Annotated in this window: 8 protein-coding genes and 1 pseudogene; 6 read left to right on the top strand and 3 right to left on the bottom strand. The window is 66.2% G+C overall.

From position 1 onward, the window contains the following. Positions 1 to 197: 197 nt before the first annotated feature. A complete protein-coding gene (locus AC6EUL_RS22180) occupies positions 198 to 1,280 on the bottom strand; it encodes a polysaccharide biosynthesis/export family protein (protein ID WP_499872739.1) in 1,083 nt (360 codons plus the stop codon). Positions 1,281 to 2,588: 1,308 nt separating this feature from the next. Here AC6EUL_RS22180 and AC6EUL_RS22175 point away from each other — a divergent pair. Continuing rightward, positions 2,589 to 3,068: pseudogene (locus AC6EUL_RS22175) on the top strand (M10 family metallopeptidase C-terminal domain-containing protein); the annotation flags it as partial. Positions 3,069 to 3,228: 160 nt separating this feature from the next. Here AC6EUL_RS22175 and AC6EUL_RS22170 read toward each other — a convergent pair. Both AC6EUL_RS22170 and AC6EUL_RS22165 read right to left on the bottom strand, forming a co-directional pair. Continuing rightward, positions 3,229 to 4,371 (bottom strand): glycosyltransferase, encoded by a 1,143-nt coding sequence (locus AC6EUL_RS22170; protein WP_499872738.1) that lies wholly within the window; start codon positions 4,369 to 4,371, stop codon positions 3,229 to 3,231. Further along, a complete protein-coding gene (locus tag AC6EUL_RS22165; protein WP_499872736.1) occupies positions 4,364 to 5,479 on the bottom strand; it encodes a glycosyltransferase family protein in 1,116 nt (371 codons plus the stop codon). The genes AC6EUL_RS22170 and AC6EUL_RS22165 overlap by 8 nt, the downstream gene beginning before the upstream one ends. A gap of 198 nt (positions 5,480 to 5,677) precedes the next feature. On the opposite strand from AC6EUL_RS22165, the gene AC6EUL_RS22160 reads away from it, so the two are divergent. From AC6EUL_RS22160 to AC6EUL_RS22140, 5 genes are all read left to right on the top strand, one after another. Beyond that, positions 5,678 to 7,105: an oligosaccharide flippase family protein gene (locus tag AC6EUL_RS22160; protein ID WP_499872734.1), complete on the top strand. Its 1,428-nt coding sequence runs from the start codon at positions 5,678 to 5,680 to the stop codon at positions 7,103 to 7,105. Positions 7,106 to 7,182: 77 nt separating this feature from the next. Continuing rightward, positions 7,183 to 8,289, top strand: a complete 1,107-nt coding sequence (locus AC6EUL_RS22155) for an endo-1,4-beta-xylanase (RefSeq protein ID WP_499872732.1) — start codon at positions 7,183 to 7,185, stop codon at positions 8,287 to 8,289. An 84-nt stretch (positions 8,290 to 8,373) separates the two neighbouring features. Continuing rightward, positions 8,374 to 9,702, top strand: a complete 1,329-nt coding sequence (locus AC6EUL_RS22150) for an O-antigen ligase family protein (protein WP_499872730.1) — start codon at positions 8,374 to 8,376, stop codon at positions 9,700 to 9,702. 464 nt (positions 9,703 to 10,166) lie between these two features. Further along, complete coding sequence (locus tag AC6EUL_RS22145; protein ID WP_499872729.1) at positions 10,167 to 10,727, top strand: hypothetical protein; 561 nt, start codon at positions 10,167 to 10,169, stop codon at positions 10,725 to 10,727. A 171-nt stretch (positions 10,728 to 10,898) separates the two neighbouring features. After that, positions 10,899 to 11,969 carry a glycosyltransferase family 4 protein gene (locus AC6EUL_RS22140; protein ID WP_499872727.1) on the top strand — a complete coding sequence of 357 codons (1,071 nt, stop codon included), beginning with the start codon at positions 10,899 to 10,901 and terminating at the stop codon, positions 11,967 to 11,969. Positions 11,970 to 12,076: the final 107 nt, after the last annotated feature.

Below are 12,076 nucleotides of genomic sequence, written 5' to 3'. Positions count from 1 at the left end.
AAGAACATGTCCCATAACGCCTCCCGGTATGCAGCGACCTCAGCTAAACTGATGCCACCACACTGCGGGACTGCACAGCTAAGACGAAGCCGAAGCCCGAGGAACTAAGTCAGTCTCCCGAAGCCGTCTTGCGATCTCTAACACTCGGCGGTCAGGCTTACCATGGGGGATCGTCTGACCCGTAGCCTTTCCCTCGATTACCTGGGAGTGACCACGGTCGAGACCGCGGAGGCATTTCCACTCAGCCCTGACAGGGCCGCCGTGAAGCGAGACAAGCCAACACTTGGTGCTTCGGAGATGAAAATAACATCCTTGTCGCGCATATAAAAATCGCTCGCCAGGAAGAAAGCATCTGGACGGGTAAAGTCCGCGGTGTAGATCGTCGGCACGCGAGGACCCGAATAGACCTCCAGATTGACGCCGAGATCGCGCAAGGCCGACCTTTCTTCCATCCGATAGATGAAGACCTGCTGCGGATTGGCTCGCGTCGCGTCCAACCCGCCGGCTCTAGCCATGGCCTCCGTTAAGGTCAGATTGTCCGTCTCAAAGGGAAACCTGCGATTGTTCAGGGCGCCGAGGGAGCCGGGATTGACGGTCGCACCCAGCGCAACGAAGAATTTCGGTTCTTTCGAGAGGAAAACCGAGTCGTTGGGCCCGAGCAGCAAATTTTGGCTGGGCTTCCTCAGGATATTGCTCAAGACGGCCTGCTGCGTCTTGCCGCCGCGCTGCAAGGTCACAATCGTTTCGAACGCGTTGCTCCTCGTCCCTCCGGCCCGCGCGATCGCTTCCAGGATTCGAATGCCGCCCGGCTCCAGCGGCAGTCGCGACGGGAGATTGACGTCGCCGAAGACGCTGATGCCGCCGGTCCGCCGTTCCGTCACGGTGACGACGACCTGCGGCTCCACGGCACGATTGGCAATCAGCCCTCTAATCTCCTCTGAGATTTGCTGCGTGCTCCGACCCGATGCACGAATCTCCCCGGCGAAGGGCACACTGATTTTTCCGGAGGAGTCGACCTGCTGCACCGGGATGTTGACGAAATTTCCTTGCCGGCTCGTGGTTCCGTTATCGGCTGGTATGAACAGCCCTCCGCCGGACGCCTCGAACACCGAGATGGCCACCATGTCTCCGGTTGACACGACGACGTTGCGTGCTCCCCCGCCGACGTAGGAAAACTTCGGAATCCGCGCTTCGGTCGCCTCGTTGGCGGTTCGGATCGCTGTCGGGCTCAACTTGACGATCGCGTAGCCCACGATGCCGACCGCGTCCTCGACCGTCACCTGAGAACCGTTCCGCACGGAAGAGCCGTCGGGCCCGTCGCTGGGCACGAACGAACATGCGGATGCCAGGAGGCCGACCACCGCCACAAGGCACGCGGAAACACCGTGGAACGCTATAGACAACGGCCCCGAGTGCGGATGCCTAGTCAAAGCGTCACGATCTGTACTGCCTGAGGTCGACAAACGGTTAGCCTCTATTCTGTGTATACTCGAGATCAAATTCCGGTCGCTCTGCTCGTCTTCATTTGCCCTCTACACAAAATTCAGTGAGTTCTCTCTTAAGCAAGACGCCGTTTTCGATAGCATTCACCAACGGAAAAATTCGTCATACGGCTTCTTCTGGCGACCAAGGGGGGTCGTGTAGGCATTCCAGGCCGCATAATCTCGCGGATTCGGCGCATACAGGACGCTGGGGTCGCATCGCAGCGTCACGGATGTGGCGCTCTCCTGGCAAAGGGTCCGCCGGCGCGATGAGGCGATCCTGTGCTTCCTAATCGGGACGGCAAGGTTGATGTCGGACGCAGACGCAGACGCAAACCCTACGCGACGCGGCATATCAGAAGGTCTCGCCTCTTGTATGAGAGTCATCGTCAGCAAGCCGACAATCAGGCAAACAGATCTTCTCACAGCGGCGATGCCCTTCTATCAGTCGCGATGATGCAGGCACGAAGGCCGGACTCGACGGTGGCGACCACCACCCGAATTTCCACGCGGCATCATAGGCGCTTGATCGCATCAATTCAGTGCGAAATTTTGACGATCCCCATAATCCCGCCCCGGCGTGGCGGACGAGCAACAACCGCGAAGGTCCGGTCCGTCCCGGCTTGATAGGGTGTCCATCGAACGCTGACTCGGACGGAGAGCTCTGGCCATCGACCGAGCGGATGCCGTCGAGCGCCTAGGATCGCCGCGAAGCATCTCTCGAAGACACCGCCGTCCTCCGTCCTGCTTGAGAGGTCTGGACGGTTTCCTCCTCGTCGCCATGCCGAGCATCGCCGCACGCTCAAGCACGCAGGTGGTTTATCCCGACGTCGTAAGCCTCGTTGATCCGTACTCTCCGCGCCAGCCGACGATCCCGGCCAAAGATGGTTAACAATCGGCGGAAATTACAGCTGGCAGCGTATCTGGACCCTAATTATCTACACTGCGACGAAGGGGTAGCCATATCTTGAGCGGCCTTTAAGCGTTGTACGCGTGTGAATTTTTACATCTGGCTGTTTTCAAACTGGAAAATCAGTATGCTCAAGAATGTTCATCAACTAAACTAAGGGGGAAGCAACGGACGAATTTCTTGGGGGCGGAGCGTCGAACGACACGATCTCTGGCGGCACCGGCAACAACATCCTGTGGGGCAACGAGGGTAACGACGTTCTCGTCGGTGGCTCGGGCGCGGACGTCCTGCGAGGTGGCGAGGACGACGACCTGCTGTTTGGCAATCTCGGCCGCGACCTCTTCTACGGCGGCTCGGGCGTGGACACTTACGAGTTCCGGTCCGTGTCCGACAGTGGCGTTAGTGCGGCCACCCGCGACCGCATCATGGACTGGGAGCAGGGCTCCGACCGAATCGTCCTCTCGGCGATCGACGCGGACGGCAATGCCAACAACGGCAACCAGTCCTTCAGCTTCATCGGGTCGGCAGGCTTCACGTCCGCCGGACAGGTCCGCTCCTTCGTCGATGTGGACGGAAACACGATCATCCAGGCCAGCACGGACGGCACGGGCGTCACGTTCGAGATCGAGCTAAATCAGGTGTCGACCACATTGACGTCGGGGAGCTTTCTCCTCTGAACGGCGCGCGGGTGTGACCCCGCGTGCGCAAGGCGCGCAGGATTAACCATCTGGCAATCCGGCCTCCGGGAAGGCGTCTTCCTGGGGCCTTCGTTCATAGACGCTTCGATCGCCTTCCGAGGGCGTCGGATCGACGCCCGTCGCCTCAGGTGCGAGGCATTCAGGTCCGGGCGACCAGATTGGCGAACAATTCGAGATAACGCTCGGCGCACGCCGCGAGCGAGAAGCTCCGCCCCCTCGCCCGCAGGGCTTCCGGGTCGGGCGGCGTGGCGAGGACCGACAGGATCGCGTCGGCCGTCGCGGCCGGGTCGGCCACGGGAACGAGGGGGCCATAGCGGCCGCCGTCTAGGATCTCTGCCGGGCCGTGCGGACAGTCGGTGCTGACGACCGGCGTGCCGAGCGCGAGTGCCTCGGCGAGCACGAGCCCGAAGCCCTCGAAGCGGGAGGTAAGGACGAGCGCGTCCGCCGCCCGCATGATCGGCAGCGGGTTTGCGGCGAAGCCGGGCATGTCGATCCGGTGCGAGACCCCGAGGCGCGAGGCCAGGGCGGTCAGCTCGGCTCGCAGTGGGCCCTCGCCCAGGATGACGAGGCGCGCCGAGCGGGAACGCGCGACGATCGCGAAGGCCTCGAGCAGGGTCGGGTAGTCCTTCTGGGCCGCCATCCGGCCGACAGCCACGATCAGAGGGTCCCCCGCGCCGATCCAGGGGTGAGCAACCGGCTCAGCGGCCTTGGCGTCGAAGTCCCCGCCGATCGCGCCGTTGTAGATCACGGTGACACGGCTAGGGTCGAGCCGGGCCGCGGCTGCCAAGTCCTCGGCGACGCCCTGCGAAACCGCGACAACGGCATCCGCCAGGGGCAGGACCTGCCGGGAAATCACGGGGAGGACCTTGAACTGCCAGCCCGAACGTTCCGCCTGAGCCGAGAAGGCGTTGTGCTGGCACGCCACGACCCGGGTGCGAGCGCCCGCGAGGCGTCGGGCGAGGAGCGCCATGACGTTCATGTGCTCGGTGTTGGGAACCAGGAAGTCGGGCGGTGTCCGGCGTAGGTAGGCCACGAGGCGTGGCAGCGCCTTGAGTTGGCGCGACGCGCCGAGAGTCTCGATGGCGACACCGGCCGGCACTTTCTCCAGAAGCTCGCCCTGCCGCCGATCAAGGAGCAGCGTCACGGACATCCCGGCGTCGCGGAAGGCCGCCGCGAGGCCGACATGGAGCCGCTCCGTGCCGCCGCCTGACAGATCCGGCAGGTAGATGGTGAGCGAGCGGCCCGCGAGCCGGCCCGTCTCGGGCCGCGATCCTTCAGCCATCGGCTCCTCCTCGCGCCTGGGCGGCAATCTCCATTAGCCGGCACGCCTTGGCGCCCCAGCTATGCGTCAGCGCCATCGAGCCGTCATTGCGCCGCGCGTCCGGATCCGCGCCGAGGCGCACGAGGGTCGCGACGAAGGTCTCCGGGTCCGCGACGACATGCAGGCTGGGGCGCAGCGCCTCGGCAGCCGGGATGTCGGTGGTGACCACCTCCATGCCCGAGTTGAGACAGTGATAGTAGCGCAGCGGGTCAATGTAGCGCGTCAGGCTACAACCGGCCACGTAGGGCGCGAGCGTGACCGAGTAGGCGGCCAGGAGGCTCGGAAGCGCAGCGTTGTCGTAGGGCCCGCGGTAGACGACGTTCGGCGCCCTCGCCAGCGCCGTGAGCCGTGCGGCGATGGTTGGATCTCCCCGCGAGACTTGGCCATGGATGTCGAATGTGACATCGGGCGCCAGTGCGGCCGAGCGGGCCACAAATTCGAAATCGAACCGGGCGTCCACGCTCGCCAGCACCAGCACGCGCCGCGCGTCGAAGCCCGTCCGAACGACTGGCCGAAGGTCGGAAGCGTTGCCTAGATGCCGGGAAGCCGGAAAAAGCTCGCGCAGGGTCGGCGCAGCATGGACGGCCATGTCGGCGCATCGCTCGAGCGCGCCCAAGGCGACGCGCCCGCGAAGTCGGCGCCAACCCGTGGAGTCGTAGAGAAGGTCGTCGTGCAGGTCGAGGCACCAGAGTCCGGGCACCAGTAGCCGCAGCAGGACCGACAGAGTCGGCATGACAAGGTTGGTCGAGTTGAGGATGAGCGTGCGCCGGCCGGTTCCAGCCGCGTGGCGCAATTCCCTTATGAGGGCGGGAACGCTCGTTGTGCGCGTCTCGGAGGGCAGAGGTGACAGGCGCGTCACCTTCGGGTGCCGCTTCAGGAAAACGTAGAGGACGTCGTGGCCGAGCGCTGCGAGTTCGCGGGCGAGCGGCAGGCGGAAGTCCGTAAGCGGGTCGCGGACGGTGAGGACGATGATCGTCCAGGACGCAGGCTGGCCGACGGGACGGGCGGGTTCACTCGTGCGCGCGGGATTGGGCGGTGTCGTTGAAGGGGCTTGCACGACGAGGTCCATCAAAGGTGGGACGCCGTGACCCGTAGCACGGCGGGCCCCCCATAACCCACTTCGACGCGGCGCACCACAGCGCCGGTCGGCCGGCGAGCCTTCCCCTGGCCTCCCTCCGCCGTTCGTGCCAAATAGCGCCGGCCGCGCGCGGCCTCGCGCAGGATGGAATCCAACATGAGCCAAAAGGAGGGGCTGCGCCGAGGCGCAATGACGGCTCTGTTCTGGTCCGTCGTGCAAAACTGGGGCGGCAGGTTGATCAGCGTGATCGTGCTCGTGGCCCTCGCGCGGCTGCTGAAGCCCGAAGTCTTCGGCCTCGCGGCACTCGTCTTTCTTTTCCTAACCTTGATCCACCTCACGGCGGAGTTCGGCCTTGGTGTAGCCCTGGTTCAACGGCCAGTGCTGTCATCCGCGGACGTGAATCTGCCCTTCTATACCGCCCTCGGTACATCGATCTTGCTGGCAGTGGGCCTCGTGCTGCTCGCGCCGGAACTTGCTGCTCTCCTCGGCAAGCCCGAGATAGCGCCCTACTTGGCGGGAGGGGCGGCCATCGCGCCTTTCATGACCGTGACCGCCTTGCAGGAGGCGATGTACCGGCGGGAAATGAACTACCGGCCCCTGGCGCTGCGTACCCTCGCGGGGACCTGGATCGGCGGCGCAGCCGGGATCGGGCTCGCCTATCTCGGCTTCGGTGTTTGGGCCCTCATCCTGCAGTTCGCCGTGACCATGGTGGTGAGCGCGGTGTGGCTCTGGGTACGCCCAGTCTGGACACCCGGACGCGAACTGCGACCGGAATCAGCCAAGGAACTCGGGCGGTTCGGCCTCAACGTCGTCGCGGAATATTACATCGACTTCGCGACGATGCGCAGCGTCGACTTCATCATCGCCTTGAAGTACGGCCCTACGGCCCTCGGCCTCTACACCGTCGCGTCCCGCCTCTACCAACTCCTGATCCAACTGCTGCAGACCAGCGTGTCCAACGTCGCGCTCGCCATGCTGTCGCGGATCGCCGACGACCGCACCCGCGTCGGGCAGCTCTTTCTCCGATGCGTGTCCCTCGTGGCGATGACCGCGACGCCAGCCTTCTTCGCTCTCGCAGCTGTGGCACCGGAGATCAATCACATCGCCTTCGGCGCCAAGTGGGCCGGCGCGGAGAACCTGATGACGCCACTCCTTCTGCTCGGAGGCCTGCACGCCATCCAGTTCCTCGGCAGTCCCTTCCTGACAGCCATCGGCCAGCCGCAGGCCCTGGTGAGGCTGAGCAGTCTCAAGGCGCTTCTCGTCCTGCCGCTGATCTACCTCGTTCCCACTGGCAGCGTCGTCGCCCTCGTGATCCTGTACGCGGTCGCACTCGCGCTCCTGACGCCCCTGACCCTCGCGGCTGCCCTGCGGTACCTGGGCTTATCCTGGGGCAACCTCGTCGCGCCGCTTGGGCTTCCGCTCCTGGCCTCCGCCGCCGGCTTCGTCTCGGCGGAGGTCCTGCGCCATGCCGCTCCGAGCCCGACGGGCATCGAGGCGGCCGATGCCATCCTGTATGGCCTCGCCTTCGCGGGAGTCTACGGTCTCGCGATCTTGGCTCTCGCAAGGCACGCAGCGCGCGACAACGTCGTCTTCCTGCGCACGGCCCTGCGGCGCTGATCCGCCGGTTCGATGCCGTCTTTCGGCCCAGACCCGGTGCGAGACATGCGCTCCATCCACGAAGTCCGGGAGACCTCATGATTCAGCGTGATCCGAGCCGCCGCGAGACTCTTCTGGGACTCGCAGCCGCGGGTGCGACCGCCGGTCTTCCGAGCGCTGCGTCGGCCGACATCGACAGCCTGAAGACCCGGGCCGCGCGCAAGGGCCTTCTGTTCGGCTGCGCAGTCACCTCACGCGAACTGCGCTCGGAGCCTGCCCTTAGGGAGGCAGTTCTCCGCGACTGCAACGCCCTGGTGGGGACGAACGAGATGAAGTGGGGGGTAACCGAGCCCGTGCGCGGCCGGCCCACCTATGCGGGTGCCGACTGGCTCATGAACTTTGCGACCGAGCACCGCCTCGTGCTGCGCGGGCATACGGCTGTGTGGCACCAGAACCCACCGCGCTGGGTGCCCGACGCCCTCCGCGAACCGGGTGGGCTTGCGCTGATGGAGGAGCATGTCCGAGCAGTGGTCGGGCGCTACCGCGGCCGCATCGCCCAGTGGGACGTGGTCAATGAAGCTATCTTCCACAAGGACAGGCAGCCCGGGGCGCTGCGCAACAGCCCCTTCCTCCAAGCCCTGGGCAGGGGCTACATCGCCGCTGCCTTCCGCGCGGCGCGCGAGGCCGATCCGACCGCGAAGCTCTATTACAACGACTTCGCCTTCGAATCGTCCGAAGTCTCGCATGAGGAGCGGCGTCGCGACGTCCTGCCTCTGCTCCAGTCGTTGCGGCGGCAGAACCTCGTGGACGGGATAGGCTTGCAGGCCCATCTCCAGGTCGGCGATCCGTTTGACGCGAAGCGCTATCGCCATTTCCTCGCCGATCTGGCGGCCATGGGTCTCGACATCATGCTCACCGAGTTCGACGTTGCGGACCGAAGCCTCGAGGCGGAAACGACAACCCGCGACCGCAAGGTCGCAGACTACGCCCGGACCTACCTCGACGTCGCCCTGGATGAGCCGGCCGTGAAAGGTCTGCTGACCTGGGGGTTGTCCGACCGCCTCACGTGGCTGAACGACGACCAGTGGCGGCGCAAGGACGGCGTGCCGGCCCGCCCGCTTCCCTACGACGAGTCGATGATTCGCAAGCCCCTCTGGCATGCCATCGCCGGCAGTCTCGACACGGCCCCGACCCGAGGGTCATGATCGGATCGGGGCCGATTCCCGATTGCAATCCGGCCCAAGGCGGACCGGCCCGCCCCCGCTCGACGCGCTGGAAGTAGCATCGCTATGAAGATCACGGCTGACAACGTCCGCTTCGCCACCTTGCTGGGCATCCTCCTGCTGCCGATCCTGGGCGTTTTCTTTCCGCTCGAATCGTACTTGTCGGCGCCCACCGCGGCGAACCCGCTAGGCGTGCCGGTTCCCGACAGCGGGATGACCTCGATGATCCTCACGGTCATCGCGGCGATCATCGTCGGGCTCTACGCTCTCGCCCCGGGGCCGATGGCCGCGGCCCTTGCGCGCAACTGGCCGCTCCTGCTCTTCGTCGCGTGGGCCTTCATGACCGCGGCATGGTCCGAGGCACCCGGACGGTCGTTCAACCGGACGGGGCGGATGCTGATCGCGATCCTGGTCGCGCTCTACCTCGCCGAGATGCTGCAGCCGAGCCGGATGGTCCGGCTGTTGTGCGTCGCGCTGCTCGTCGGCGTTGCGGCCTCGATCGCGGTCACCGTCGCCGTGCCAGGACTCAGCCGCACGATCGACTTCCGCGGCGCTTGGCGGGGCGCCTTCTCGCACAAGAACACAACCGGCACCGTGGCCGCACTTGCCCTCGTCTTTGCGGCCTACGGCTTCTATACCGGCGCCTTGTGGCGCTCCGTCCTCGTCGCGCTCGGCCTCGGCGCGATGATTACCCTGTTGATGTCGAACTCCGTGACGGCCCTCATCGCCGCCACCCTCGCCACGGGAGTCGGGCTCGGTTGCCTGTTCATGACCTCCGCCAAGCCCGAGGAGCGTTTTGCCCTGATCATCGCGGCGGCCTTCGGCATCGGCCTTCTCGTCTTGGCGGCGGCCTCGCTGAACGATGGCGCCCTTGAGTTCGCCGGCCGTGACGCGACGCTGACGGGCCGCACCGATGTGTGGAGTTTCACGCAGTCGATGATCGACCGACGCCCGTTCTGGGGGTACGGCCATGGCGCCTGGGGAACGCCCTCGTTCGCCGAGGGCGTGCTCGCCGTCCTGCGCTGGCCGGCCCCCCACGCTCACAGCACCTATCTGGATCTCCGCCTGCAACTCGGCCTGCCGGGCCTTCTGCTGGGCGGCCTCATCTGGGCGCTCCTGATCTGGCGCGCCCTCGTCGGCATCCTGGTCTGCCGCGATCCTGAATTCGTCCTTTGGGTGGCTGTGACGGTCTTGATGACGCTGCGCGCGATAAGCGAGACGATCATGGTCGATCCCGCGGCCGGCGAAATCTTCTGGATCACCGTGGCTTATGCGCGCCTCGGTAAGCTTGTCACGGCGCCCAGCCCCCGGCTCCACCACGTCTGGCCCGGAGTGGTCAAGGTGTCGGAAGCGCGAAGGAGCGCTGCGTCCCGCCAAGGCGGTTCGCTCTACTAACTGCAAGCCGCACTTCCTGTCGGCGGGGGCGGCGTCGAGGGTCCGGTAAGAATTCTTGAGCTGCACCGTCTGCCTCGACGCCGCTCGTATGCTCAGGCAACGGCCATCAGGTCCGCAGGTTAGAGCGAGCCGGAACGCGTGGCGCGGCCGTCAATGACTTCCGTCGTCGAATTCGGCCAGCCGCCCCACCAGACCGTATCGATGGTGCCGGGATCATCGTCGTTGGCCCGGCAGCCTCGCTGGTGGGGCGGACCCGGGCGATGATGGATCGGAACGACACGGATCGCGCTCGCCAATCTGTAAGGATCGCGCCTGGATCGTGCGGCCCAATCCGTGCTAGGCGTCGCACGGCAACAGGGCCTTGGCGCGGAGTTCGACGATCTCGTCCGCCGAGTGGGCGGGCTCCTTTCGAGGCGGTCCGGCGCTCAGGGCCACTCCGCCGTCGAAACCGCTGTAGGTCCGCCATGCTGCTCCCGCGCGTCGCCGCAACCGTCCTCTTCGCCGTCCTCGTGACGGGCGAAGCCGAGGCGCGTTGCACCGACCGGCCGTTGTCGCAGACCGTGACACGAGTGAAAGACTTCCTCATTCGGCCGGAGGGCTTGCTCGAGCGCTTCCCTGCCGGCGAGGAGGCCTTGTCCATCATGGTCCGCGAGATCATCACGGCTGATCCGAACGCGACGCTCGACCCGGTCATCAAGCTTCTGCGCTCAGCCAGCGGCCCGCAACGTCGAGCGGTCGGCGTCGGGCTCGGCAATGCGGCACGCCTCTGCGTCGCGGCCTCCGACATGGGCACGGCCCGCCGCGTCCAGGAGATCGTGCGACGCCAGAACGACTCCATCCTCAACCTTGGTTTCATCACGGCCTACACGGAGCGGGCATCCGCTCCTCCCCTCCCGTCGACGGCTTCGGACCAGGACCGGCAGAACGCCCTCGGTCGCAGCCCGATCGCGAATCCGAGGACGGACCCCTTCAAATCGAGCACGCTCCCGAGTCCGTTCGCTTCCCACGACTTGGCACCGCCATAGACGCCAGGTGCCAGCGCCCGCTGGCCGGGGTGAGCTTACCGCCCGCGACCATCCGGCGGCGCCGCTGCTCCCGCCCGGTGACCTGCCGGTCCGCTTTCTCCGCGGGGAAGGGATCTCCTCGACGCTCACTCAGGCGCTCCCTTGACCGCGCCGCACGCAGGACCGCTATCCATGAAGGTGATGATCTGGAACGCGGCCCGCGGAGGCATGCGCAGCGTGGTCGAGGGCTACGTCGCGGACGGGTTCATCGCCGCCCAGGACATCCGGTTGATCCATTCCTACACGGACCACGGCCCCGTGCGGCGGCAACTGGTCCTGCTGGGAGCCCTCGCCCGCTTCGCCGGCGTCCTCGCGACCAGCCGGGTCGAACTCGTCCACGTCCATGCGGCGATGCGAGGCAGCTTCTGGCGCAAATCCCTCTTCGCGCGCCTCGCCCGGCGGCGCGGGATCCCGGTTCTCCTCCACCTCCACGGCTCGGAGATGAAGTCGTTCTATGAAACCCAAGCACTCGCCCAGAAAGCCGCCATCACGCGTCAGCTCGAGCGCGCAACGCGCGTTCTGGTGCTCTCGGAGAGCTGGCGAGCCTACATCGAGGAGATCGCACCGAACGCGCGCGTCGTGGTGGTGCCGAACTACGTGACCCTGCCGCCCGCCACGGCGCGCTGTCCCGGTGCCACCATCCGGCTGCTCTTCCTTGGCGCCCTTGGACAGCGCAAGGGCATCTTCGATCTTCTGCAAGCGCTGGCGCACCCGGCGACGGCCGGCGTGCCGCTTTCCTTGACTGTGGGAGGCGACGGGCAACTCGCCGAGGCGCGGCGCCTTGCGGTCGAACTCGGGCTCGCCGATCGCGTCACGTTCGAGGGATGGGTCGGTGCAGACCGCCGCGCCGCTCTTCTGGAGGAGGCTGACGCCTACGTGCTGCCCTCCTACAACGAGGGGCTTCCCATGAGCGTTCTCGAGGCCATGGCTGCCGGGCTGCCGGTCATCACGACGACCGTAGGCGGCCTGCCCGAACTCATCACGAACGGGCAGGATGGGCTGCTGATCGAGCCCGGTAACGTTGACGCCCTGGCGGCGGCGATCCTGGACCTCGCCGCCGACCCGGAGCGGCGGTCCAGCCTGGGCGCGGCGGCCCGGGAGCGCGTCGCGGCGCGCTACAGCCAGCCCGTGGTGCTCGGCCGGCTCGGCGACGTCTACGCCGAAACGGTGCGCGGGACGGGGACGCCCGGCGTCCAGGGCTGAGACGCTGCGCGGATGGCGCGCCGGTCGGCGCTAGCTGTTTGGTCCCGGCATTTGGTGGAGCGGGTTTGATCTGAAGCGTCCGGGCTCGCCGGACCATGCCTTGCAGA

It is taken from the genome of Methylobacterium sp. 001424705 (genome assembly GCF_059816145.1).
The sequence above is the reverse complement of the archived record's forward strand: the minus strand, read 5'-3'. Positions and strand labels throughout refer to the sequence as shown.